The 24,160-nt window shown below is 67.6% G+C and carries 26 protein-coding genes and 1 pseudogene; 6 read left to right on the forward strand and 21 right to left on the reverse strand.

The window, feature by feature from the left end:
* Positions 1 to 64 precede the first annotated feature (64 nt).
* From K6L26_RS04150 to K6L26_RS04190, 9 genes are all read right to left on the reverse strand, one after another.
* The gene (locus K6L26_RS04150) at positions 65 to 355 is read right to left on the reverse strand and encodes a hypothetical protein (RefSeq protein WP_019344982.1); all 291 of its coding nucleotides are present in this window, start codon (positions 353 to 355) and stop codon (positions 65 to 67) included.
* A 19-nt stretch (positions 356 to 374) separates the two neighbouring features.
* Entirely contained in the window at positions 375 to 644 is a 270-nt protein-coding gene (locus K6L26_RS04155) for a WXG100 family type VII secretion target (RefSeq protein ID WP_019344981.1), read from the reverse strand.
* Between the two features lie 77 nt (positions 645 to 721).
* Positions 722 to 1,534, reverse strand: a complete 813-nt coding sequence (locus tag K6L26_RS04160; protein WP_221852747.1) for an ESX secretion-associated protein EspG — start codon at positions 1,532 to 1,534, stop codon at positions 722 to 724.
* On the reverse strand, positions 1,531 to 2,616 hold the full coding sequence (locus tag K6L26_RS04165) for a PPE domain-containing protein (RefSeq protein WP_221852748.1): 1,086 nt from the start codon (positions 2,614 to 2,616) through the stop codon (positions 1,531 to 1,533). Before K6L26_RS04165 ends, K6L26_RS04160 begins: the two co-directional genes overlap by 4 nt.
* Before the next feature lie 49 nt (positions 2,617 to 2,665).
* Positions 2,666 to 2,959 carry a PE domain-containing protein gene (locus tag K6L26_RS04170; protein ID WP_221852749.1) on the reverse strand — a complete coding sequence of 98 codons (294 nt, stop codon included), beginning with the start codon at positions 2,957 to 2,959 and terminating at the stop codon, positions 2,666 to 2,668.
* A gap of 22 nt (positions 2,960 to 2,981) precedes the next feature.
* On the reverse strand, positions 2,982 to 4,151 hold the full coding sequence (locus K6L26_RS04175; RefSeq protein ID WP_221852750.1) for a hypothetical protein: 1,170 nt from the start codon (positions 4,149 to 4,151) through the stop codon (positions 2,982 to 2,984).
* Positions 4,152 to 4,291: 140 nt separating this feature from the next.
* Positions 4,292 to 4,543 carry a hypothetical protein gene (locus K6L26_RS04180; RefSeq protein ID WP_019347241.1) on the reverse strand — a complete coding sequence of 84 codons (252 nt, stop codon included), beginning with the start codon at positions 4,541 to 4,543 and terminating at the stop codon, positions 4,292 to 4,294.
* A 298-nt stretch (positions 4,544 to 4,841) separates the two neighbouring features.
* Complete coding sequence (locus K6L26_RS04185) at positions 4,842 to 5,195, reverse strand: YbaB/EbfC family nucleoid-associated protein (RefSeq protein ID WP_221852751.1); 354 nt, start codon at positions 5,193 to 5,195, stop codon at positions 4,842 to 4,844.
* Positions 5,192 to 5,509: a hypothetical protein gene (locus tag K6L26_RS04190; RefSeq protein ID WP_064898455.1), complete on the reverse strand. Its 318-nt coding sequence runs from the start codon at positions 5,507 to 5,509 to the stop codon at positions 5,192 to 5,194. Before K6L26_RS04190 ends, K6L26_RS04185 begins: the two co-directional genes overlap by 4 nt.
* 69 nt (positions 5,510 to 5,578) lie before the next feature.
* Between K6L26_RS04190 and eccA the strand changes: the two genes are divergently transcribed.
* Positions 5,579 to 7,387 (forward strand): type VII secretion AAA-ATPase EccA, encoded by a 1,809-nt coding sequence (gene eccA, locus K6L26_RS04195; RefSeq protein WP_221852752.1) that lies wholly within the window; start codon positions 5,579 to 5,581, stop codon positions 7,385 to 7,387.
* Between the two features lie 54 nt (positions 7,388 to 7,441).
* Positions 7,442 to 8,431 (forward strand): annotated as a pseudogene (locus tag K6L26_RS04200) (AAA family ATPase); the annotation flags it as partial.
* 6 nt (positions 8,432 to 8,437) lie between these two features.
* On the opposite strand, the gene K6L26_RS04205 reads toward K6L26_RS04200, so the two are convergent.
* Complete coding sequence (locus K6L26_RS04205) at positions 8,438 to 9,202, reverse strand: class I SAM-dependent methyltransferase (protein ID WP_043370493.1); 765 nt, start codon at positions 9,200 to 9,202, stop codon at positions 8,438 to 8,440.
* Between the two features lie 9 nt (positions 9,203 to 9,211).
* Between K6L26_RS04205 and glpK the strand changes: the two genes are divergently transcribed.
* Positions 9,212 to 10,732, forward strand: coding sequence for a glycerol kinase GlpK (glpK, locus tag K6L26_RS04210; RefSeq protein WP_221852753.1), 1,521 nt, complete (start codon positions 9,212 to 9,214; stop codon positions 10,730 to 10,732).
* A gap of 3 nt (positions 10,733 to 10,735) precedes the next feature.
* Here the strand turns inward: glpK and K6L26_RS04215 are convergent, their stop codons facing one another.
* From K6L26_RS04215 to K6L26_RS04225, 3 genes are all read right to left on the reverse strand, one after another.
* The gene (locus tag K6L26_RS04215; RefSeq protein WP_047036305.1) at positions 10,736 to 11,413 is read right to left on the reverse strand and encodes a hypothetical protein; all 678 of its coding nucleotides are present in this window, start codon (positions 11,411 to 11,413) and stop codon (positions 10,736 to 10,738) included.
* Positions 11,414 to 11,432: 19 nt separating this feature from the next.
* Positions 11,433 to 12,158 (reverse strand): PadR family transcriptional regulator, encoded by a 726-nt coding sequence (locus tag K6L26_RS04220; RefSeq protein WP_019346074.1) that lies wholly within the window; start codon positions 12,156 to 12,158, stop codon positions 11,433 to 11,435.
* Positions 12,159 to 12,228: 70 nt separating this feature from the next.
* Positions 12,229 to 12,747, reverse strand: coding sequence for a PadR family transcriptional regulator (locus K6L26_RS04225; RefSeq protein ID WP_043369009.1), 519 nt, complete (start codon positions 12,745 to 12,747; stop codon positions 12,229 to 12,231).
* A 57-nt stretch (positions 12,748 to 12,804) separates the two neighbouring features.
* Between K6L26_RS04225 and K6L26_RS04230 the strand changes: the two genes are divergently transcribed.
* Both K6L26_RS04230 and K6L26_RS04235 read left to right on the forward strand, forming a co-directional pair.
* Entirely contained in the window at positions 12,805 to 14,118 is a 1,314-nt protein-coding gene (locus tag K6L26_RS04230) for a carotenoid oxygenase family protein (protein WP_019346072.1), read from the forward strand.
* Positions 14,119 to 14,127: 9 nt separating this feature from the next.
* On the forward strand, positions 14,128 to 15,297 hold the full coding sequence (locus K6L26_RS04235; protein WP_221852754.1) for a cation:proton antiporter: 1,170 nt from the start codon (positions 14,128 to 14,130) through the stop codon (positions 15,295 to 15,297).
* A 25-nt stretch (positions 15,298 to 15,322) separates the two neighbouring features.
* Here K6L26_RS04235 and K6L26_RS04240 read toward each other — a convergent pair whose 3' ends face one another.
* Genes K6L26_RS04240 through K6L26_RS04255 form a run of 4 tightly spaced genes read right to left on the reverse strand, consistent with a single transcriptional unit; the run spans position 15,323 to position 19,164 of the window.
* On the reverse strand, positions 15,323 to 16,102 hold the full coding sequence (locus K6L26_RS04240; RefSeq protein WP_221852755.1) for a class I SAM-dependent methyltransferase: 780 nt from the start codon (positions 16,100 to 16,102) through the stop codon (positions 15,323 to 15,325).
* A 48-nt stretch (positions 16,103 to 16,150) separates the two neighbouring features.
* Positions 16,151 to 17,677, reverse strand: a complete 1,527-nt coding sequence (gene lfrA / locus K6L26_RS04245) for an efflux MFS transporter LfrA (protein ID WP_019348082.1) — start codon at positions 17,675 to 17,677, stop codon at positions 16,151 to 16,153.
* Between the two features lie 24 nt (positions 17,678 to 17,701).
* On the reverse strand, positions 17,702 to 18,277 hold the full coding sequence (locus tag K6L26_RS04250) for a TetR/AcrR family transcriptional regulator (RefSeq protein WP_019348081.1): 576 nt from the start codon (positions 18,275 to 18,277) through the stop codon (positions 17,702 to 17,704).
* Between the two features lie 53 nt (positions 18,278 to 18,330).
* The gene (locus tag K6L26_RS04255) at positions 18,331 to 19,164 is read right to left on the reverse strand and encodes an RDD family protein (protein WP_221852756.1); all 834 of its coding nucleotides are present in this window, start codon (positions 19,162 to 19,164) and stop codon (positions 18,331 to 18,333) included.
* Positions 19,165 to 19,196: 32 nt separating this feature from the next.
* Here K6L26_RS04255 and K6L26_RS04260 point away from each other — a divergent pair, with 32 nt between their 5' ends.
* Positions 19,197 to 20,189 carry a stage II sporulation protein M gene (locus tag K6L26_RS04260; RefSeq protein ID WP_221852757.1) on the forward strand — a complete coding sequence of 331 codons (993 nt, stop codon included), beginning with the start codon at positions 19,197 to 19,199 and terminating at the stop codon, positions 20,187 to 20,189.
* Here K6L26_RS04260 and K6L26_RS04265 read toward each other — a convergent pair.
* Genes K6L26_RS04265 through K6L26_RS04280 form a run of 4 tightly spaced genes read right to left on the reverse strand, consistent with a single transcriptional unit; the run spans position 20,186 to position 24,160 of the window.
* Positions 20,186 to 21,508 carry a DUF58 domain-containing protein gene (locus K6L26_RS04265; protein WP_065062632.1) on the reverse strand — a complete coding sequence of 441 codons (1,323 nt, stop codon included), beginning with the start codon at positions 21,506 to 21,508 and terminating at the stop codon, positions 20,186 to 20,188. The genes K6L26_RS04260 and K6L26_RS04265 overlap by 4 nt on opposite strands.
* A complete protein-coding gene (locus K6L26_RS04270; RefSeq protein WP_221852758.1) occupies positions 21,508 to 22,467 on the reverse strand; it encodes an AAA family ATPase in 960 nt (319 codons plus the stop codon). Before K6L26_RS04270 ends, K6L26_RS04265 begins: the two co-directional genes overlap by 1 nt.
* A complete protein-coding gene (locus tag K6L26_RS04275) occupies positions 22,464 to 23,576 on the reverse strand; it encodes a DUF4350 domain-containing protein (RefSeq protein WP_221852759.1) in 1,113 nt (370 codons plus the stop codon). The genes K6L26_RS04270 and K6L26_RS04275 overlap by 4 nt, the downstream gene beginning before the upstream one ends.
* Positions 23,573 to 24,160 (reverse strand): DUF4129 domain-containing protein, encoded by a 588-nt coding sequence (locus K6L26_RS04280; RefSeq protein ID WP_221852760.1) that lies wholly within the window; start codon positions 24,158 to 24,160, stop codon positions 23,573 to 23,575. Before K6L26_RS04280 ends, K6L26_RS04275 begins: the two co-directional genes overlap by 4 nt.

Consider the following 24,160-nt stretch of genomic DNA (forward strand, 5'->3'; position numbering starts at 1 on the left):
GGAACGCGTAAGCGGGCTCGGTCGAGATGAAGCCATCGACCGAGCCCACCGACGAACGACCTTGTCAGAAGCCGCCGGCAAGGTGCCTGTCGAGTGCCGCGGCGTCTTCCTGCGACTGATTGCCCCCGGACCGGGTCTGGGTGATCTCGTTGAGGATCGCGTCCATCTGCTGCAGGATCTGCGTCTGCTTCTGGTGCAGGGTCGCTGCCGCGTCGCCCTCGTACACACCCTGGAGCGCGGCGAACACCTGGCTGACCTCCTCACGCATCGCCTGCGCGTTGTTGGTCGCTCCCTGGATGTCGTCCAGCGATGCGTAGTTGGCCCCGTACTGGTACCGAATGCTGTCTGTATCCATTGATCAAACCTTTCGATTTCTAGTCGGCGTCGTGGCTGACGAGTGCGTTGATGTCAGACTTGCCCTTGTCGACGATCTGCTGCAGGTTGTTGATGACGTAGTTGAAGTCTTCGTGGTGCTGGGTCATGATCCCGCGGAACTTCGCTGCCTTGCCGCCCGTCCACGAGCTGGCGGTCATGGCCTCGGTTTGGTCGAGAATCTGGGAAGCCAGCCGCCGGACATCCATCATCTGTTTGTCGATGTTCTCGATCTTGCTCTGAGCTTCCGCAGGCGTCAGATGGAGCGTCATGCTTTACCTCTCTTTGTCATACCCGGCATGAATTGCCGGAGTTCTGTTGAGAATTCGCTGGTGAACAGGGAGCGGATCTAGCAGTCCCCCCATCTGTAGCCGGACAGCTCGACAAGCTGGCCTATGGCCTGCTTGATCGTGTGGTCCGACCCCGGCTTCAGGGTGGTCCACAACTGGCCAGTGGGTGAGGCGCTCGGGGCGCCCACTATCCGTCCGCGCTTGGTGTAGAAAATGCCCACCGCGCCTGGCGTGCGGGCGATCCGGTCGACGTCGTCATCGAGCGCCTGATAGACGATCTCGGCGAAGGCCAACCGCGCCGCCAGCGCCGCCCCCAACGTCATCGCGGTGCGGATGTCGGCTCCGAGCGCCCGGACCTGGTCGGACAACTCGGTGGCGGCATGCGAGTCCGAAAGGGCCTGGGCGGTTTCGGTGAGCGGGGCACCGACCGGGGTGAACTCGGCGGGAGCCGATGCCGGGAGCCGCTGCAGCAGTGCGCCGGCGGCACTCGACAGGCTCGCGCCGTCGTCGATCAGGTCCAGGGTGATCTCGTCCCGGACCCGGCAGGCCGAGACACATTGCGCGCCACGCCGAACCACCGCGACACGGGCCAGGCCATCGGGGGTGACCAGGCGCATGGCGAGCTCACGGTCGGGTCGTTGTAGTGACTGCACCGTCGCAGCGAGATCTGTGCCGACTTCGCCGGCAGACAGCAGACCACGGTCGGTCAGACTCCGGGTGGCTTCCCCGATGGCCACGGTCCGGGCCGTCTCGGTGGGGTGACGGGACCGCAGGTTCAACACCAGCGGCAGTGCCTGGACACCGAGACGCGCTGCCAGAACATGCAGTTCGTCATCGGTGACGACGAACTGCGGGGCGAGCGAGGCGGTCATATGTTGAGCCCCCGGTCGACGCCGATCACAGGCGGCGTGACCCAACCGTTGTCCACCTGTTCGAGCGTGCGCTCCGGCTCGTCGGCGAAACCTTCGCCGGTGGGCACCTCGGGGGCGGCGAGTTCGTCGAACACCGCCGTGTCAGGACCCCAGCTGACGTTCGACACCATGAACGGTGCGTCGTTCTGCTGTGCGGCGGGAAGCCAGGACTGGCCGGCGTCGGAAACCCCGGCGCCCGGCTCACCCGCACCGTCCAGAGTCGCCGCGGGTTGCACCGACTCGTAGTCGCGATGCTGATCGCTGCGACCCATGGCGCCCATCGGCGCGTAGGGCGCCCCGTTCATCCCGCCCGACCCCGCGGAGCCGCCCGAACCGGTGAATCCGGTCTTCTGCAGCGCCTTCGGATCGGCGCTGGACTTGATGCCGGGTGCGAACATCGGGGCCAGCGGGGGTGGCGCCACCGCAGGAGCACCTCCGGCGGATCCACCGCTCCCGCCGGCAGCGCCATCGCTGCCCTGTTCGGCCGCCAGCGCATTGCCTTTTGACACCTGCGGGGGCACCGGTTGCTCCCACGGCTGGGCCAGCGGAGCTGCCGCCTGCTCGTACTGCTGCATGACGGCCGCCGCGTTGGCCTGGTCAGCGGTAGCGGCCGCGTCGAACTCCGCGAACGACCCGGTCAGCACGGCTCCGTTGTAGGCGGCCAGCGAGGCCATCATGTCCTGCGCGGTCTTCGCTTCGACGGCCTCCGACACGCTGGGCATCGCCAGCACCGCCACGGTGTTGGCCACCGCGGCTTCCTCGGCACGCTGACCGTTGCCCGCGGCGCTGAGGCTGATCGCCTGCAACCAGTGACCGAACTCCTCCAGCCGTCGCGCCGCCGCGTCGGAGGCCTGGCTGTCCCAGGCAGTCCGCAGCCGTGCCACCAGCTTGTCGAAATCAACGGAGATGTTTGCCAATTCGTTGGCAACCCGGATCCAGGCCGCGCCGGCTCCGCCGACCGACGCTGGACCGGGCCCCTCGGTGAGGTCGCGAGCAAGCTGTTCGGTGCTGCGTGACTCCCACGCAACGTCGGTGAACCCCACGCCCGGAAACCTCCCCTCGTCGACAGAAATCAGCTGATGGTGCGGATGGTCAGCCGGCGAAGTCCTCAGAAGCGGCAATGTTCGACGAATGACCGCGCAGCGTTGCGGCCACCTCGTGAATCTCGGTCACGCCCTGATCGGCGGAGGTACCGAAGGAGGTGTGAACCTCGTTGAGGGTCTGGGCAATTCGTTGCGAGACCTCGTCGCGTGCCGAGGGCGTCACCGCGAGGTTGGGCGCCTCATCGGTCATCACCCGCTGGACGCGGTTGGCGAGCTCGTCGAGCTGATTGCTGATCTCCTGGACCTCGGCGGGCTGAATGGACATACCGGCGTTGTCGACCATGACGGTTCTCCTAACGGGCTGGCTAGATCCGGAGCTCGACGTCCGGGGTCTGATACGGGTCGGCCTCCCCGAGGACCGGGGGTGCCGCAGTGCCGAGATCGCCGACGATCTCGCTGCCTTGGTCGGTGGTGTGCAGGAACGATGCCGATGTGTGGTTGTTGCTCGCCGACGCATGCGCGCCCTGACCGGCGCCCATCGCCCCCACGGGCGCACCACCCATCATGCCGGGTGCAGCGACACCGCTCATCCGTGGTGCTGCTGATTGGGCTGGGGCACTTGCAGTTTCCGCCTGAAGCATGGATGACATCGGCAGCGACCGGGGCGCCGATGCGCCGCCGACACCCGCGCCGCCACCGCCGACGGCGCCCATGCCGACGCCTCCGACGGCCGCATCGCCTCCGGCCGCGGCCGGATCTGCCTCGAGCGGGTCGACGGGATCGATCGCGGGGCCAGCGGCAGCTTGGCCGGCCGCCGACGCCGCGCCGGTCCCGGCCTGGACGCCGGCCTCGGCGCCTTTCATCGCCATCGGCATCAGCTGGGCCAACCCGGCCAGTGCCGAGGCACCCTCGGGTGCAGCGGTGATGCCGACCGGCGCACCGGCAGCGGAGACCTGTGCGGCCTGCGTCGCCAGCGAGGCCTGCAGCTCGGTCATCACCTCGGCTGTGGTGGCAATCGCCTTGTTGGCAGCGGCAATTGCCGCTGCCCAGCCCCACGGGAAGACGATCATGGGACCGATCGCCGCGATCGTCGCGGCGAATTCGGTGATGATCTCGATGAGCCGCGCTCGGGCCTGGCCGACATTGGTTGCGGCTGCGGTCAAACTGGTCCGAAGCGCGTCCGATTGGGCGCCGACCTCCGCGCCGTCGGAGATCGCAGCGGTGGTCTTGGCCGCTGCGGCGGTGCCGGAGGCGCCCTGCCAGGCATCGCCCACCGAATTGACCGACTTGGCCATGGAGCCGCCGGTGGAGTCGAACATCTTCGAAATGGACTGCAGCATCGTCGTCGGGTCGACGCCCTCGAACATCCCGCTGCCCAAGGAGCCGAGCGCATCCGTGACTGGGCTGATCAGTGCGCTCGGGTCCATGGGATTGGCCGGCGGCTGCTGTTCGGGTTGGCCCTCGGGCGGCGGTTGTTGTTCGGGCTTTTGATCTGCAATTGGCGGCAAACCCAGGCGCTCAAGAATCTGTCGCACTGGCAAATTCAGAAAGTCTTGCAGAGTCTGTTCTTGAGCAGCGATAACCGGTGTGGCGTCGTAGCCGGGAACTTGTTGAGCTAGCTGACCCACCGGCGTTACCGGGCGGGGAGGCAAAACGTTGGGCATATTGCGGCGGCCTAGGCGTCGTCGTTCGACAGGACGGCTGAACGGGATACCTCGGTGGCGGCGCCAGTGGCGGCATGTACCCCGCCCACCAGCAGTGTTCCGGCGAGATTGTTGGCCTGAGCTGGGCCGAAGGCGGCCAGGTAGGCCGCTCCGATCGGCCCGAGGGCCGCCGCCGCAGACATCAGCATGGCCGCCGAGTCGGCCGAACCGACTGTCGTTATCGCGGCTCCGGCCGCGTCGCTGGCAGCGGAAAAGGTAGCCATACCCGAAGGTTGGGCGGCGAAAATGTCGCTCATCGTGCTAATACCTTTCCGGCGTGAAGCGGGGGTTGTGTGGGCACGAGACCAATAAACTATAGCCGCGCCGACCGACCGCAGCTAACTGAATTTTGTGCGAATTGCACGTGTAGATCGTTCGAATTAGTAATTAGTGCAATGGTAAAAATTGCTGGGTAACGGATTTGGACGGACATCGCATTGGCGTGGCGGGGGCGCCCTTGCAGTTCAGAGGGCAACCGGTCGGTCGGGTGCGGCCGGCCGCGCGTCGTTTGCCCGGCGGTCGCTAACGCCGTGGTTCGAAAGCGTCGCCGTCCCAACGAGTCAGCGGAGTCTGGTTGAGTTCCTGCATTCGCTGTGCGAATTCCTGCGACAGGAACTGCTGTCGAGCCGTCGCCACCTGCGCAGCGGCACCGGCAGTTTCGATGATGAGCTTGGCCAGTGCGTCGGCACCCAGCTTGTGTGCGGCCGGTCCGAGCCACAACCCGGTCAGTGCGCCCATACCGTCGACCTCGGCACTGACGTTGCCGTCACGGCTGGTGACGCGCGCCGAAATCGATTGGCAGTGCTCATCCATGGCCTGGACCAGATCACGCTGCTTGCGGATGCGGCCGATCAGCGAGTCGGCAAGACCGCTCATACGGACCTGCCCCAGGTCGTCGGCAGGTCATCCTCGCCGCCGAGGACCGCATCCTCCGCGCGGGCCAATTCATCTTCACTCGCCAGCCTCAGCGGATCGATAATCGATGCACTGTAACCCTTTTCGGCCAGCTCGCGGCGGCGCTGAACCTGCGCGCGGGCCGCTGACAACCGGCACAGGGCCATGATCTCCTCGGCCAACTGGGCGGGGGGCTTCTTCAACTCGACGGGGTCGAGGCGTAGCGCAACCGGCAGGCCGCGTTCGGTGGTGCGCACCGAAATCGTCCCGCCAGCTGACTGCACCGGCTGTGCCATTCTGCTCAACTTAGTACACTCGCGGGCGAATCGCGGCTGAGGCTGCAGTGAGGAGATGTGTCACCTCCGATGAGTGGATCCACCGAAGCGCAGCGGGTTTTCGATGCCGGAGTGCTGTCGCTCGGCATTCCCATCGACGGATTGGAGACCGAGCGCGACCTGCCGTACGCGGCGCTGGCGTTCCGCCGAGCCACCGAATACGACCCGGATATGTGTGATGCATGGCTGGGCCGCGCGGTCACCGGCGACACCAGCTCCGAGGTCATCTATCACCTCTACCGAACCAGCACACTCTCGTTGTTTCGCGAACAGCGCCGACTCGGCCTACCGCAACGGGCGTTGAGCGGACGCTTCCAGACCGGGCTGTACCTCGACTACCCGTTGAGCACAAAGACCGAGATGTGGCTCGCGTACGCGGCCAGCATGATTGGCGCCAAGGATTTCGACGAAGCTGAGCAGGTACTCGACAAACTGGATCAGACCATCACGGTCCACGACGGCGACACCGACGAGATCCGCGCCTACATCCGGGGCGTCCTGCACTTCACCACGCAGCGTTGGCCCGACGTCCTGAGCGCGCTGAGCAAGTCGGCAACGTTCACCGACAGCTACATCAGTGCCGGAGCCGATCTGATGGTCGGCTCGGCGTGCGCGCAGATGGGTCTGTTCGGAGAGGGCATCCGCCGGCTGGACCGGGCGATCGAAGGCCCGGTCCCCGGAGCGCGACGCGCAGCGGAATTCTGCAAGGGGTTGACCCTGCGGGAGATGGGCGAAGAGCAGGAAGCCCGGGTGATCTTCGAGCGGATCTACAGCGAGGACCCGGGATTCGAGGCCAACGCCGCGGCACTGGCGGATCCGAAGTACCGCCTGGTGATCACATCGAAAGAAATCGTCGACTCGCGCACCGACCGCTGGGACCCGGCCAGCGTGCCGTCGGCGGAAGACCTGATGGCCGATGACCTGTCGGAGCGCGGCAACGAATACCTGCGGGCCGCCCAGGAGGAACTGGACCGTCAGATCGGCTTGTCGGAGGTCAAACTTCAAGTCGCCAAGCTGAAATCGGCGGCGATGCTGGCAAAGGTCCGCGGGGACAAGGGGCTCAGCTCCGCTGCGCGCAGCTTGCACCTGGCGTTCACCGGTCCGCCCGGAACCGGTAAGACCACGATCGCCCGGGTGGTGGCGAAGACGTACTGCGGGCTGGGATTGCTGCGCACCCCGAACATCGTGGAGGCCAAGCGCCACGACTTCGTCGGCCAGCATCTCGGCAGTACTGCGATCAAGACGACCGCGCTGATCGACTCGGCGATGGACGGGGTGCTGTTCATCGACGAGGCCTACACGTTGATCCAGACCGGGTTGTCGGGCGGCGACGCCTTCGGCCGGGAAGCGGTCGACACCCTGCTGGCCAGGATGGAGAACGACCGGGACCGCCTGGTGGTGATCATCGCCGGCTACGACGCCGAGATCGACCGTTTCCTGGCGTCCAATGACGGTCTGGCGTCACGCTTCACCAAGCGAATCCGGTTCGGCTCGTACAGCCCCTATGAACTCGGCGACATCGGAAAGCTGGTCGCGCGCACCAGGGATTCGGAACTGTCAGCCGCCGCCTATGACGAGCTCGTCAATTCTTGTGTCGCACTGTGTCAGAGCGAGGCTCTGGACCAATCGGGTCAACTGCGCCCCGGGATCGATCTGGCCGGCAACGGCCGCTTCGTACGCAACGTGATCGAGGCAGCCGAAGAGGAGCGCGAATACCGCCTCAGCGAGATCCACGGGACGAACCTGTCGGAGCTGGACGAGGCGCAGTTGATGCGGATCGAGCTGTCCGATATGCAGGCGGCGCTCAAACAGGTACTCGGCATGACGGCATCGAGCTGACGGAGGGAAGCAGCCATGACCGACCGCGATGACGAGCGGCTCACGTTCGGCCCGCCGGAGCAGACCCCGTTCACGTCCATCAAGCCGGACGGCGCGACCGGCCACCGGCCCTCGGTGGTGGTGAGCAACGGCGACCTCGGCCTGATCCGGGCCGCGCCCACGCCGAAATCCGGTTGGCGCAAGGCCGTTTACCGGGCCACCGGCATCAACCCAGGGGTCTCCGAACAGGAAGCCAGCCGAAAGTCACTCATCGACCGGGTGAACCAGCCGGTGGTCGGCGGCCCGTTCAACATCGCCCTGTTGTCCCAGAAGGGCGGGGTGGGCAAGACCACCACCACCGTGGGGTTGGGGGCCACGCTGGCAGCGACCCGCGGTGACCGGGTGATCGCGGTGGACGCCAACCCCGATTTCGGCACGCTGGCCCAGCGCGGACCCAATGAATGCGAGTCCACGGTGCGTGACGTGCTGCTCGACGACGGCATCTCGCGATACTCCGACATCCGGCGTCACACGTCGCAAAGCACCAGCCGCCTGGAGATTCTGGCGTCCGAGCGCGACCCGGCCACCTCGGAAGCGTTCTCCGAGTACGACTATCGCGGAGTGCTGAGTGTGCTGCAGCGCTTCTACAACATCATCCTGACCGACTGCGGCACCGGGCTGGTGCACTCGGCAATGGCCGGCGTGCTCGACGCCGCGAACGCAATCGTGATCGTGGCCTCGCCGGCCATCGATTCGGCGCGTAGTGCGCTGGCCACGTTGGATTGGCTTGAGCGTAACGGTTATTCACACCTGGTGCCGAAGGCGGTAGTGGTGGTCAGTGCGTCGCGGCCGGGCGCGCTCGGCCTCGACATGGCGCAGCTGTCCAGTCATTTCCTGCCCCGGGTGCGGGCGCTGCACGTGATCCCGTTCGACGATCACCTGGCCGAAGGCGCCGAGGTGGATCTCGGTTTCCTCAGCGGCCCGACGCGGCAGGCCTTCCTGGAACTGGCGTCCAGTGTGGCCGACCTGTTCTCGGTGGCGCCGCAAGTCAAAAGGCGCGCCTGACCCGAATCACGGTGCTCGCCTGGCGATCACGATCTGCGGTGCAGTCAGCCCGCCGCGCAGGGTGAGCTCGATCGACGGGTCGGCGTGCCGGGCCAGGCTGCGCAATGCCGAGGGACTGTAACTGCGCAGCGAGCTGATGACACCGTCGTGGGCGAACGGAAGCACCAGGGCGGCGGGCAACATCGTCGCCAGCCGCAACAGATGCAGTGGCGCCGGTGGTCGCGGTAGGTCGATGATCAGCAGGGTATCGGCGACCCGCGTACCCTCGGCGAACACCTGCGCGGCCTGTGCCGGGGCCAGGTGATGGAAGGACAAGGCGAACAACACCAGGTCGTAGCTGCCGTCGGCCGCGTCGATCGCAGTGGCGTCCATTTGGCGGACCTCGGCTCGGGGATGGCTGCCGAGGTCGCTCGCGGCGATCCGGGCCACCGACTCGCGGTCGAGGTCGGTGATGGTGACCCGCGCGGTCGGATGGTCGGCCAGCAGTTGGCGCGACACGCCGCCGTGCCCGGCACCCAATTCCAAGATCCGCGGATCCGGTACATCGGCCACCAGATCGAGCGCGATCGCCGCGAAACGCTGATGGTTCTTGAAGAACCGGCCGGTCCAGTCCAGGGCCCCGATCACCTGTCGCTTGGTCGATACGTCGACATCGTCACGGTCGAGGTACTCCAACCGGTCGGTCTCCAGCAGCCGGTCCAGGCAGGATGCGCGGAACCCGCCCCGTGGCATCTGGTCGATATCTGAGGGGTCGGGAGTCATGTAGGCCATCATGTACGAATGTCCGCGGACTTCGTAGCTGCAATCGATCAGGGCACCACGAGCACCCGATGCATGATCTTCGATCACGAAGGCGCCGAGGTGGGCCGTCACCAGCTCGAGCATCAGCAGATCATGCCGAGGGCCGGCTGGGTGGAACACAATCCGGTCGAGATCTGGGAACGCACCGCCGCGGTGATCATGACCGCGCTGAACAAGACGAACCTGGTGTCCGGGGATCTGGCGGCGCTCGGGATCACCAACCAGCGCGAGACCACGCTGGTGTGGAACAGACACACCGGCCGGCCGTACCACAACGCCATCGTCTGGCAGGACACCCGCACCGACCGGATCGCGGCCGCGCTCGACCGCGACGGACGGGGCGACGTGATCCGGCGCAAGGCGGGGCTGCCCCCGGCGACCTACTTCTCGGCAGGCAAGATCCAGTGGATTCTGGAGAACGTCGACGGGGTCCGGCGCGATGCGGAGAACGGTGACGCGATCTTCGGCACCGCCGATTCGTGGGTGACGTGGAACCTCACCGGCGGCTACCGCGGCGGCAGCCACGTCACCGACGTCACCAACGCCAGTCGCACCATGTTGATGGATCTGGAAACCTTGGACTGGGACGACGAGCTGCTGTCCTTCTTCTCGATTCCGCGGCAGATGCTGCCCGAGATCAAACCGTCGTCCTATCCGGAGTCGTTCGGGATCACCCGCGACGACGGGCCGCTGGCCGGGCAGGTGCCGGTGACGGGGGTGCTCGGGGATCAGCAGGCCGCCATGGTCGGCCAGGTGTGTCTGGCGCCCGGCGAGGCCAAGAACACTTACGGCACAGGCAATTTCCTGCTGCTCAACACCGGCGAGAAGATCGTGCGCTCGGACAACGGACTGCTCACCACGGTCTGCTACCAGTTCGGCGACGAGAAACCGGTGTATGCGCTTGAGGGGTCGATTGCGGTAACCGGGTCAGCGGTGCAGTGGCTCCGTGATCAGCTGGGCATCATCAGCGGTGCCGCACAGAGTGAGGCGCTGGCCCGGCAGGTGACCGACAACGGTGGCGTCTACTTCGTCCCGGCGTTCTCGGGGCTGTTCGCGCCGTACTGGCGCTCAGATGCCCGGGGCGCCATCGTCGGGCTGTCCCGCTACAACACCAACGCGCACCTGGCCCGGGCGACGCTGGAGGCGATCTGTTATCAGAGCCGCGACGTGGTGGAGGCCATGGAGGCCGATTCCGGTGTGCACCTTGAAGTTCTGAAGGTTGACGGCGGCATCACCGCCAATGCGTTGTGCATGCAGATCCAGGCCGATGTGCTCGGCGTCGACGTGGTCAAGCCCGTCGTCGCCGAGACCACCGCGCTGGGTGCGGGTTATGCCGCCGGTTTGGCGGTCGGGTTCTGGGAGAATGCCGAGGATCTACGGGCCAACTGGCAGGAAGGGCAACGCTGGAGCGCGCAGTGGAACGATGAGGCCCGGCAGTCCGGTTACGCCGGTTGGCGCAAAGCCGTTGATCGTACGTTGAATTGGGTCGACATCGACTGACGGTTACAGCGTGATGCGGCACTTGGCCAGAATCGGTTTGAGCTCGTCGTAATACTCGACGCCCAGACTGGCATGACGGGGCTTGTCGTTGGCCTTGGCCGCTTCGGTGATCTCTGTGGCCAGCTCGCCGATCCGCTTGGCGTGCGGGGCGAGATCGCTCGCGGTCACCTGGTCGGCCGCCTCGCGGATCAGCTTGGACCAGTTCTCGTAGTCACCGGCTGTCGGCCCCTGGCCGGAATTGAACGAGGGCATGACGGCACCGGAGCTGACGCGGGTGTATTGCACCAGCAGATCGGCCTGCCGGCAGCCCTTGTCATTGATGTAGGTCAGCGATACCACCCCGGCGATCACCAGGACCGCGCAGATGGCCGCCGTCGTCGCGACGGCCACGATGCGGGGCTCGGCGTCGGGAACCCGCCGACGCCACATGACGTGGGCCAGCACCACGGCCGCAGCCGCGAACACCGCCAGCAACGTGGCCTGAAGGAGGTTGCCGACGCCGGACGCCGACCCGACGGCGCCCATCGTTGCGACCGCGGCGAGCAGCACCAGAAGCCACTGCCAGATGCCGCGCCTGCGCTCGTAGGCGTCGACATCACGGAACTGGATACCGATCACCGCGCCGGCCGCGGTCAACACTGCAACGACGGCCGGCGCGATGGTTGTGACGAGGCTGCTCACGAGGGCAGCCTACGGGCTGCTACTCCTCGCCGAGGATCTGGTAGATCTCGCGACGGGCGTTGTTGACCACGTCGAGGATGCGTTGCTGCTGGTCTTCGCCTGCGGCATAGGCCGACTGGCCGACAGCGGCCATCAATTGGCTGACGGCGGAATGCAGGTTGAGGGCAGCGGGGTCGGCGTCCTCGGCGATCTGCGCCCACGGCGGGGACTGGATCTCGGCCGCGGCTTGGCGGCCCTCTTCGGTCAGCTCGAAGGTCTTCTTGCTGCCCTCCGACTCGGCCGGGGCGATGAGTCCCTCGTCGACCAGGAGCTGCAGGGTCGGGTACACCGAGCCGGGGCTGGGCTTCCACAGGTTGTTACTGCGGCTCGCGATCTCCTGCGTCATCTCGTAGCCGTGCATGGGCCGTTCGGCCAGCAGGGTCAAGATGGCGGCACGGACATCACCGCGTCGGCCGCGACGTCCGCCACGGTGACCGCCACGCGGTCCGAAACCGAATTCGAAGCCGCCGCGTCCGGGACGGAACCCGGGGCCGAAGCCCGGACCGAAGCCGGGGCCGAAGCTCGGGCCGAAGCCGGTCTGGCAATTGGGGTCGACGCCCTGTTCGCGGGCGGCGTGTGCCTGTGCCCGCATCTGATGACGCAGGTCGCGGCGTGCGGCGCGAGCCTGGTGGAACATGCTGCGAGCTTCGTCCCGGCCGAAAGGCACGAATCCGAAGCCGCCCGGTGAATTGAATGGGTTGGTCATTGGAGTGAATCCTTCGTTGTCGTTGAGGAGCGCGGTGTGCGCTTCCGATGCGTCAACGATATATCGGAATCTATCGGTTGTCGATAGTTTCCATGAGCCAACGTGCCCACTGCGCCTGCATGGCGTTGAAGCGCAGGCCGTACTCCAGGGCTGCGTGCCCGTAGAGGTCGCCGCCGAAGTCGGCCCACGGGATCGACGCCTCGAGTTCCTTGAGGCGTGCGACTTCGGCGTCGGCGTGCGCGGCCATTGCCTCGAGATGGGCCAGCGCCTGGTCGCGAGGCAATTCGCCGAGCAGGAAGACCCGCAGCAGGCCCGCGCTGCGCTCGGGTGGGTCGTCGGCGGGGCTGGTGATCCAGCGCTTCAGCTCGGTGCGGCCCGCGGGGGTGATGCGGTACTCCTTGCGGCCGCGCGGCCCGATGGCCGACACCTCGATCAGGCCGCCGGCGGCCAACTTGTTGAGCTCGCCGTAGAGCTGACTCTGGGTGGCCGGCCAGACGTTGGCCATCGATCTCTCGAACCGTTTGAGCAGGTCGTACCCGCTGCCGGGGTGCTGTGCCAACAGGCCGAGCGCCGCCATGCGAAGACTCATGTCCGCAGCCTACCTCTCACTATTGACATGTCAGTTGTGGAATGTCACTGTTGCCGTATGACTTCCGCCTTGCCCATCGGTGAAACCGACTTCTCCCGGCGCGGCAACTACGCGCCCGTCGCCGACGAACTCACGGAGTACGACCTGGCCGTCGACGGAGCTATCCCCGCCGAACTCGACGGGTGGTATCTGCGCAACGGGCCGAACCCGCGTCAGGCGACCGGGCACTGGTTCACCGGTGACGGGATGATCCACGGTGTCCGCATCGAGAACGGCGCGGCCAAGTGGTACCGCAATCGCTGGGTACGCACCGACAGCTTCGTCGAGCACTTTCCGCTCTACCACGCCGACGGCACCCGCAACCTGCGCTCGTCGGTCGCCAACACCCATGTCGTCAACCACGCGGGCAAAACCCTTGCGCTGGTGGAATCCTCACTGCCCTACGAGATCACCAACGAGCTGGAAACCGTGGGCGCCTACGACTTCGGCGGCAAGCTGGTCGACTCGATGACCGCGCACCCGAAGATCTGCCCGACGACCGGCGAGTTGCACTTCTTCTCTTACGGCAGCATCTTCGAGCCCTATGTCACCTATCACCGGGCCGAAGCCAACGGCGAGCTGACGGTCAACCGGCCCGTGGACGTCAAGGCGCACACCATGATGCACGACTTCGCGATGACCGCGAGCCACGTCATCTTCATGGACCTGCCGGTGGTGTTCGACCTGGACATCGCGGTGGCCAAGGGGGAAAGCGGCATGCCCTACCGGTGGAGCGACGACTACGGCGCCCGCTTCGGCGTGCTGCGCCGAGACGATCCCGACGCGCCGATCCGATGGTTCGACATCGACCCGTGCTACGTGTTCCACGTCGCCAACGCCCACGATGACGGCAATTCGATTGTCCTGCAAGCTGTTCGCTACTCCGAGATGTGGCGCAACGGCGGTGGGTTCGATGTCGAAGGCGTATTGTGGGAGTGGCGGATCGACCTGGCAGCCGGCACCGTCGCCGAACGTCAGCTCGACGACCTCGGAGTGGAGTTCCCCCGCATCGACGATCGACTGGCCGGCCTGCCGGCCCGGTACGCGGTATCCGTCGCAGACAACTCCTGGGTCCGCTACGACCTGACCAGCGGTGCCGGCGTGCGCCACGATCTCGGATCCGGCGGACCGGGGGAGGCGGTGTTCGTTCCCGGCGCGGGCCCGGCCGACGAGAGCAACGGTTTCTACCTCGGCTACGTCTACAACCCCGAGCGCGACGGCAGCGACCTGATGATCCTGGATGCGTCGGACTTCTCCGGAAAGCCCGTGGCCACCATCAAACTGCCGCAACGCGTGCCCTACGGGTTCCACGGGAACTGGATCAGCGCCTAATGTGAGCCGGTGGCCGAGTTCGGTTTCGACACGTTGGCGCTGGTCGCGGTCATCGGTCTGACCGGACCGGCCCTGGCCGCGTTGCCGCGATTGCGCACACCCGTGGTGATCGGTGAGCTGATCGCCGGGATCGTGGTTGGCAGAACCGGATTCGGCATCGTCGACCACAGCGATCCGACGTTCACTTTGCTGGCCAACGTCGGGTTCGCGTTGGTGATGTTCGTCGTCGGTACCCACGTGCCGATCCGCGACACCGCGCTGCGTACCGCACTTCCCAAAGCGCTCATGCGCGCGGTGCTGGTGGGGGCTGTCGCCGCGGTGCTCGGCGTCGTGATCGCCCACGGGTTCGGCACCGGGCATGCGGCGCTCTACGCCGTGGTGATGGCCTCGTCGTCGGCCGCGCTGGCCTTGCCGATCATCGACGGCCTGCGCCTGGAGGGGCCGCAGGCGCTGTCGGTGACCGCCCAGATCGCCATCGCCGATACGGCGTCGATCATATTGCTGCCGTTGGTGATAGACATCCAGCGCGCCCCGCGCACGGCGCTGGGAGCGCTGGCCATCGCTGGCTGCGCGGCGGTGCTGTTCCTCGCGCTACGGGCTGGCTACGCACGAGGTTTACGGCGACGTCTGCATCACTATTCCGCCAAGCACAAGTTCGCGCTCGAGCTTCGGTTCAGTCTGATTTTCCTGTTCGGGCTGTCGGCGGTCGCGTTGGCCACGCACGTTTCGATCATGCTGGCCGGCTTCGCGCTGGGCCTGGTGGTGTCTGCGATCGGGGAGCCGCGCCGGCTGGCCAGGCAGTTGTTCGGTATCACCGACGGGTTCTTCGGTCCGTTGTTCTTCGTCTGGTTAGGTGCCTCGCTGCAGGTGCGCGAACTTGCCGACCATCCTGAATTCATCCTGCTCGCCCTGGCATTGGGACTTGGCGCGGTGCTCGCACATGGTGCCGGCCGGTTGCTGGGCCAGCCGATGACGCTCGCTGTCTTCTCGGCCGCTCAGCTCGGGGTGCCGGTCGCGGCCGCGACGCTCGGCACCGAGCAGCATCTGCTGGCACCCGGCGAGCCGGCGGCACTGATGCTCGGAGCGCTGGTCACCATGGCGACCACCTCGATCGCCGGGGGCCTCGCGGCGCAGGCATCGCGCAACGCTTCGGCCGCCCCGCCGTCGTCGCCAGAGTGACGCAGGGGTCGTCGGGCGGCGGAAATCACGACCCCTGCGTCACTTTCGTGGCCAATTCGGGCTTGCGGGCCTCGATCAGGTGTCGTGACGAGTGCGCGACGAACGAGCCGTCGGCCTCGATCTGCCGGTGCAGCGCGACGAGCTTGTCCCGGTGGGCGGCGACGGTGAAGCCCGGCACGATCCAGATGACCTTGCGCAGGAAATACACCACGGCACCGATGTCGAAGAACTCCATCCGCAGCCGTTCGGCACGCAGGTCGACGATCTCGAGCCCGGCGGCCCGCGCCCCCGCGGCCTCGACTTCGGGATCGCGGGCCTTGCGGGCCTCCGGCTGTGGCCCGAGGAAGAACTCGGTCAACTCGAAAACGCTTGCCGGGCCGACATGCTGGGCGAGGTAAACGCCGCCGGGCGCGAGTACACGGGCGATCTCGTCCCACCACACGGTGGCCGGATGTCGGCTGACAACGAGCTCGAACGCCGCCTCGGCGAACGGCAGCGGCGGCTCGTCGGGGTCGGCGACCACCACGACACCGCGCGGGCCGAGCAGCCGAGTGGCGCGAGCGAGGTTGGGCGGCCAGGATTCGGTGGCCGCCATGGTCGGCGGGAACTTCGTGGCTGCGGCGAGCACCTCACCGCCACCGGTCTGGATGTCCAGTGCCGAGGACACCGTCGCCAGCCGGCGGCTCATCAACTGCTGATAACCCCACGACGGACGCGCCTCGGTGGCCCTGCCTTCCAGCCACGAGAAGTCCCAGCCGTCGACCGACGCCGCATCGGCCTCGGCGATCAACTCGTCGAACGTCACGGGTCCATCTTGGCAGCGTGAGTGGACGAGACGATCGGCCGGCCTGCGCTACCGCTGAGCCTGCTTGCGGAAGGCCGCCGCCACGACGGCCGCCGCCGTCAGCGCCAGCGTCGTCGCGATGACGGCCGTCGGCGCGATGCCGGAGTCGAACGCCACCCGCGCCGAATCCATCAGGCGCTGACCGATTTCCGCAGGAAGGTCCGCGGCCACCGAGGTCGCCCCGCCGATGCTCTCACCGGCGTCGGCGGCCTGTGCCGGGGTCAGCCCGGCCGGCACCTCGATGTTGTTGCGATAGAACGCCGTGAAGATCGTGCCCAGCGTGGCGGTGCCCACCACCGCGCCCAGCTCATATGCGGTTTCCGAGACCGCGGACGCCGCACCGGCTTTCGCCGCCGGAACCGACGCCACGATGGTGTCGTTGGACACCGTCTGCGAGACACCGACACCGAGTTCCAGCACCACGAACGACGCGATCACCGCGGCCACCGACAGGTCGTGGCGGAAAGCCAGGATCAGGGCGAAGCCGGCCGCGACGAACACCAGCCCGAAGATCATCAGCTTGTCCGGGGCGAACCGCTTGGCGGCTTTGACCACCGCCAGGCCGGCGATCATCGACACCAACGCGCCCGGCAGCGTCACCAGACCGGCCGCCAGCGGCGACAGGCCGAGCACCAGCTGCAGGTGCTGGGAGATGAAGAAGATGAACCCGATCAGGCCGACGATCGACAGGAAGTTCGCCAGGATCGACGCGCTGAACGGTGCGTAGGAGAACAGCCCCATGTCGAGCATCGGTGTGGCACTGCGGTTCTGCCTGCGCACGAACAGCACACCCGAGGCGATGCCGATCACGAACGCCGCGACGACACTGCCCGAGAAGCCGTCGTGAGCCGCGGTCTTGATCGCCCACACGAACGGCAGCATCGCGGTGAACGACAGCGTCACGCTCAGCAGATCCAGCGGGCCCGGATTCGGGTCGCGTGATTCCGGCACCAGCCGGGGCCCCAGCACCAGCAGCGGCAACAGGATCGGCACGGCCACGAGGAATACTGAGCCCCAATGGAAATGCTGCAGCAGCGCGCCGCCGACGATCGGGCCCAGCGTCGAGCCCGCCGTGAAGCATGAGGCCCAGATGGCGATCGCGAGCCGGCGCGACGACGCCTCGGTGAAGATGTTGCGGATCAGCGACAGCGTCGACGGCATCAGCATCGCGCCGAACACGCCGAGTGCCGCGCGGGCGGCGACGAGATAGGCAGCACTCGGCGCGAAAGCCGCTGCGGCCGAGACGACGGCGAAGCCCGTGGCGCCGATGAGCAGCAGCCGGCGCCGGCCGAACCGGTCGCCGAGACTTCCCATGGCGACCAGCAGCGCGGCCAGCACGAGCGAGTAGACGTCGACGATCCAGAGCTGGGTGGACGCCGCGGGACGGAGATCCTCGGCGATCATCGGCAGCGCGAAGGCCAGCACGGTGTTGTCGACCGCGATCAGCAGAACCGGCAGGGCCAGGACTGCCAGCGCGACCCAGGCGCGTTTCGGGGTCGGCGTCACCGCCGGACCGCCGTCGAGGCGGGTGGACATTGGTTTTTCTCCAAGAAAGTTCGGTCAGCCGCGCGGGAGGTGAATGGTGCCCGCGGTCAGGCTGGTCATGATGGCGTCGACGATTTGGTGGCGCGGGGTGCCGTCCTGCTTGGCGGCTTCGTAGCCGGCATCAAGCAGGGCCCAGAACACCCGCCGGGCCCATCCTGGGGGGTATTCGGGCCTGTCGACCGAGGCGCGGTTGAGCACTTCGACGATCGCCTCGTCGCCGGTGTCCAGGTGGGCCGCCAACTCGCGGTCGGCCAGGATCGTGGGCTCGCTGTAGACGAACAGCACGATGGGTCCCAGGTCGAGCTGGCTCTCCACCACCCGGCGCAGCGCCGCTTCGACGGGACCGTTCATCGGGTCCGCACGATCGATCGCGGCGATGGTGAGCTCATGCACGTGCCGGGCCAGGGCGCGCAGCAGGTCGGTGCGCTCCGGGTAGTACCGATGCACGGTGCTGCGGCCGACGTCGGCGGCGGCCGCGATGTCGGAGAGCGAGGCGGTGGCGTTGTCGGCCAGGACCGTCATCGCGGCATCGAGAATCGCCTTACGGGTGCGCTCCCGCGGCCCGCTGCGCGTCGATGCCGGACTGGTCATGAATCAAAATGTAGCACGTACGGGCCAAAATGAGACAGTGATGTCTCACACGACTAGCTGGGCGGAGTGAAGCCGCTGGTCGGAGGCGGTAGCGGATAGCTCGGGTAAGGCGCCGGATAGGGCGCCACGGCGGCTTGTGGCATGAGCCGGGCCAGCGCCCGGCGATGCCGTTCGGCGAGCACCGCGGCCAGCACATACTCCGCTGGGGCGCCGGGCGGCGGCGGGGGCGAGATGCGTGAGGCGACCTCGCCGAAGATCCGGTGCCCCATCTCGTGGCGGATCCGCGGATCGAGCTGCGCCGACCGCGACAGGAACTGCCTGGCCAGCTCGGCCTGCTCCGGGCCGAGCCCCGACAGCTCCAGCGACGCTGCCCACCACGCCAGCGCCGGTGGCATGACCGGTGGCGGTTTCAGCTGGGGGCCGCGCTCACTGATCACCACGGTGCCGGCGAAGATGTCGCCCAGCCGCTTGCCTTTGGCCGACAACAGGCTGCTGATCACCGCCGGTCCACCGGTGAGCATCCAGATCTCGACGAATCCGGCCAACCCGCGAAACAGGGCCTGGCGAAACCGTTCCGGGCCGCCGTCGTCGGCCACCACGCGCAGGCCCAGCGCCATCTTTCCCGGCGACCGGCCCCGGGTCGCGGTCTCCATCACCACCGGATACCCCACCAGGGTCAGCACCGTGAAGATGATCAGGATCGCCGCCGACAACGCATCGTCGAACTGGGTCAGCGTGATCGACCAGAGCAGCACCCCGACCACATACCCGACGGCGATCACCACGATGTCGATCAGGGCGGCCAGCGTGCGTACCGGCAACTGGGCGATCGCCACGTCGAGAACGACGGCGTCCCCGGTGACTACCGGCTCGGGCTGCCAGACCATACCGACACACGCTACCGACTACGCTTTGCCAGGTGGATGTCGATGCGTTCGTCGTGGCCCATCGCCCCACCTGGGACCGGTTGGAGCAGTTGGTGAAACGGCGCCGACGGTTGACCGGCGCCGAGGTCGACGAGCTCGTCGACCTCTATCAACGGGTCTCCACCCATCTGTCCATGGTGCGGTCGGGTTCCCAGGATTCGGTTCTGGTCGGGCGGCTGTCCGGGCTGGTCGCCCGGGCTCGCGCCGCGGTGACCGGTGCGCACGCCCCGCTGTGGCGGGAGTTCGTCCGCTTCTGGACGGTGTCCTTCCCCGTGGTGGCCTACCGTTCCTGGCGCTGGTGGCTCGGTTCGGCGGTAGCGTTCTTCGTCGTCACCGTGGCGGTGGCGCTGTGGATATCGGCTAATCCCGCCGTGCACGCTGCCATCGGAACCCCCAGTGAGATCGACGAATTGGTGAACCACGACTTCGAGTCGTATTACAGCGAGCACCCGGCCGCGTCATTTGCACTGCAGGTCTGGGTGAACAACTCCTGGGTGGCCGCGCAGTGCATCGCCTTCGCGATCCTGCTCGGGCTGCCCATTCCCTACATCCTGTTCCAGAACGCGGCGAACCTCGGTGTGAACGCCGGGCTGATGTTCAGCGCGGGCAAGGGCGATCTGTTCCTCGGTCTGATCATCCCGCACGGCCTGCTCGAGCTGACCGCGGTATTCCTGGCCGCTGCCGTCGGCATGCGGCTGGGCTGGACGGTGATCGCCCCCGGCGACCGGCCGCGGGGGCAGGTGCTGGCCGAACAGGGCCGGGCCGTGGTCGCGGCCGCGATCGGACTGGCAGTCGTGCTGCTGGTGTCCGGTCTGGTCGAGGCGTTGGTGACGCCGTCGCCGCAACCCACCTGGGCGCGGATCGGTATCGGCGTGGTCGTCGAACTGGCGTTCCTGGGCTACGTAATCCACTTCGGGCGCAAAGCCGTCCGGGCTGGGGAGAGCGGCGATCTGGAAGACGCCCCCGACGTGGTGCCGACGGGCTAGAGCTTGCCGGCTGCCTTCATCGCCAGATAGTGGTCGGCCAGCGCCGGCGCCAGGTCCTCGGGGCGGGCATCGACCACGTCGACTCCGTGCCCGCGTAGCCGTGACGCGATGGCGCGGCGGTCGTTGCGGGCCCGCTCGGCAGCCGCGGCGTCGTACACCTGCGCGGCATCGGAACGGCCCGCCGCCAACTGGTCCACCCGCGGATCGGCGACCGCGGCCAGCAGCACCTGATGCCGCGCCGACAGTTGCGGCAGCACCGTCATCAATCCCTCGTCGAGGGCCGAGGCATTGAGGTCTGTCAGCAGCACCACCAGCGCCCGGCCCCGCACCCGTCGCAACAAGGTCGAAACCATTGCCGTGGCATCGGATTCCACCAGCGCCGGCTGCAACGGCGCCATCGCCGCCACCAGTGAGGCCAGCAGCTCGGTGCGGGAGGCGCCCCAGACACCGGCGCGGGCTACCCGGTCGATGGCCAGGAAATCGACGTGGTCACCGGCTCGCGAGGCCAGCGCCGCCAGCAGCAGTGCCGCATCCATCGACCAGTCCAGCCGCGGCCACCCGCCCGGGTCCAGTGCGGTCGGATCCACCCCGACCCGGCCCGCCGAAGTGCGCCCGGTGTCGAGCACGATCACCACCCGCCGGTCGCGTTCCGGCCGCCAGGTGCGTACCACCACGTCGGCGCGCCGCGCGGTGGCCCGCCAGTCGATCGAGCGGACGTCGTCGCCGACGACATATTCACGCAGCGAATCGAATTCGGTGCCCTGGCCACGGATCAGCACCGGTATCGCGCCGTCCAGCTGCCGTAGCCTGGCCAGCCTCGACGGGAGGTGCTTACGCGACAGGAACGGCGGCAGGATCCGGACCTTTCCCGGCAGGCACTGTGAACGTTGCCTACCGGCCAGCCCCAACGGGCCGACCGAGCGTACCGTCACCAGCTCGCTGCGCTGATCGCCCCGGCGGGCCGGATGCAACCGGGTGGTCAGGGAAACCTGCTGCCCGGCAGCAATATTCACCTGATGTGCGCGTGGCTGTGCCGACGCGCTGGGCGGCCAGGCGTCGCGAATCGCGCCGCGCAGTGTCCGCCGTCCGGTGTTGTGGACGGTGAGCACGGCGTCGACCGTCTGGCCCAGACGCGCGGTCGTCTCCTCGCCGCGAGCCAGCTGCAGCCCGCCGATCCGGCCGGCCAGTGCGACGTCGACGGCCACAGCCACGGCCAACAGTGCCGCCAGCACTGCGAAAGCCATTGCCGGCCAAGGGGCCAACGCGATCGGCAGCACGCAGATCAGTGCCACCAGACCGGCGCGGCCGGTGAGAACCATCAGCGCGGCACCGGAACGGCGGCCAGGATGCCGTCCAGCACCCCGTCGGCGGTAGCACCCTCGAGCTCCGCCTCGGGACGCAGCGCCACCCGGTGGCGCAGCGTGGAGCGCGCCATCGCCTTGACGTCATCGGGCGTGACGTAGTTGCGTCCGGACAGCCACGCCCAGGACCGCGCCGTTCCCAGCAGTGCGGTCGCTCCCCGGGGCGACACGCCGAGCTGCAGCGACGGGGAGTGCCGGGTGGCCCCGACGATGTCGACGATGTAGCCCAGCACCTCCTCGCCGGCCAGCACCTGACGAACCGCATCGCGTCCGGCCGCCAGCTCGGCCGCACCGGCCACCGGCTGAACGGCCGACAGGTCACGCGGATCGAAGCCGTGCGCGTGCCGGCCCAGGATCGCGATCTCCTGATCCCGCGGCGGCAGTGGCACGGTGAGCTTGAGCAGGAAGCGGTCGAGCTGGGCCTCCGGCAACTGATAGGTGCCCTCGTACTCGATCGGGTTCTGGGTCGCCGCCACGATGAACGGATCGGGCAGCGGGCGGGGCGTGCCGTCGATGCTGACCTGCCGCTCCTCCATGGCCTCCAGAAGAGCCGCTTGAGTTTTCGGTGGCGTCCGGTTGATCTCGTCGGCCAACAGCAGATTGGTGAACACCGGGCCGGAGCGGAACTCGAACTCGGCGGTCCGTGCGTCGTACACCAGGGAGCCGGTGACATCGCCGGGCATCAGGTCCGGGGTGAACTGCACCCGCTTGAACTCCAGCTGCAGGGCCGCCGCCAGCGTGCGCACCAACAGGGTCTTGGCCACGCCGGGCACCCCCTCCAGCAGCACATGCCCGCGGCAAAGCAACGCCACCACCAGGCCGCTGATCACCGCGTCCTGCCCGACCACCACCTTGGCGATCTCGTTGCGCAGCGCCAGCAGGGCTTCTCGGGCATTCTCGGAGGTGGGCTGAGTCACGAGTGGGCGACCTGCCTTTCGATGTCGTCGAGTTGGTGTGCGAGATGGACGAGTTCGGCATCGGTCGCCGGCGGCGGGCCGAACAGGATGTGCCCGGCCGTGTCGGCGGCGGTGCCGCAGCGGGCGGCGACGGCGGCAGCGACGGCCTGTGGCGGCGCCGCGGTGTTCAAACCGAGTCTGGGCAGTAGCCGGCCCAGCGTCGCGGTGCGCAACGCGCCGGCGGCCCGGCCACGTGCCCGCCGGGAGCGGTACAACCGTCCGCGCCCTTCGACCGTCTCGGAGGCGCGGACCACGACGGGAAGGGATTCGGCGACCAACGGGCCCAGGCGGCGGGCCTGCGCCACGGCCAGCAGTGCCACCACCAGGCACAGCTGCAGGACGATCCAGCGGACCTGCGGCGGAACGAGGTCCGACAACTTGCCGTCGCCGCTCGAGCTGGACTCGAAGTGCTGTGGTGCGTACCAGATCACCCGCGGCGCGGCGCCGGCCAGATTCATCGCCAAGGCGGCGTTGCCCTCTTTGAGCAGCTGCGAATTGGTCATGAAATCCCCGGTGCCGACCACGGTCACGGTGCGCGGACCGTCGTGGTAGCGGGCCAGCGCGCCGCCGTAGCAGAGGGTCACCGGGGTACCGTCGGCTGCCTCGTAGGTATCGGTGGTGCCGAGCTGCGTCCTGCCGGCCCGATTCGCCTCGGGCAGTTCACAATCCGGTTCGCCACCGCCGAACTGCGACGGCGTACCCGGCCGGACCTGCGGGGCCAGCTTTTCCCGGGTGAGCCCGATGGGCGCCACGAGCAGCAGATCCCCGGGAAGGTCGGCCAATCTGTCGACGGTCTTGTCGCTGGCCAGAAACATCGTCTGTGCCACCACCAGCAGGGTGCCGGGCCGGGCGGCGCGCTGCACCTCGTCGACGCTGTGGGCGGTGATCACCTCGACGCCGTGGTCGCGTAACAGGCTGACCAACACATGCGTCCCCTCCGGTGAGGTGGACTCGGGATCCATCGCCCCACCCGGGCGCGGCGCGGTGAGGTACACCGTCGCGACCGCCACCGCGACGACGACGGCGAAGGCCAGCAGCACCCAGCGGGCCGTGCGAAAGCGGCCCCTCATGCCGGGACGGCTTCGTCGAGGTTCGCGATGGCCCGGTATGCCGATTCGCTACCGGGCTGCTCGCCATAGGTGACGTCGTTGAAAGTGGTTGCCGCGCTGTAGAGTTCGGACGACAGCGCGGGCAGCGCCGCCGCTGCGTCGCGGGCGAGTTCGGTGGCGGTGCGGCCCGGGACCGCGTTCAGCACCCCGGTCTCCTCAAGGTGGCGCGCCAGCGCACGGACCCGGTGCCGAATCGCGGCTGACCAATCACCTTGTGCGGCAAACTGTTCTGCTATCGAACGGTGCTGTGCGGCACTGAGCTCCTGACTGCCGAACAACGCCTGATCCGCGGTACGCGAAGTGCGCATCGTGCGCCGAGCGATCCGCACCGCAACCACGACGGCCGCCACGACGAGGATCACCAACACCGAAATGGTGAACCAGCCGCCGGGAATCGTGGAGCCCGCGGCCGTGATCCGGTACAGCAGGTCGTTGAGCCAATCGCCGATCTGATCGCTCGGCGAAGCCCGAGGGTAGATCGGCTTGGCCAACTCGTTCTGCGCGGCGTCGTGCGCGGCGTCACGGTCGATGTCGATGCTCATCAC

Source organism: Mycobacterium farcinogenes (assembly GCF_019739075.1).
Taxonomy (GTDB): Bacteria; Actinomycetota; Actinomycetes; order Mycobacteriales; family Mycobacteriaceae; genus Mycobacterium; species Mycobacterium senegalense.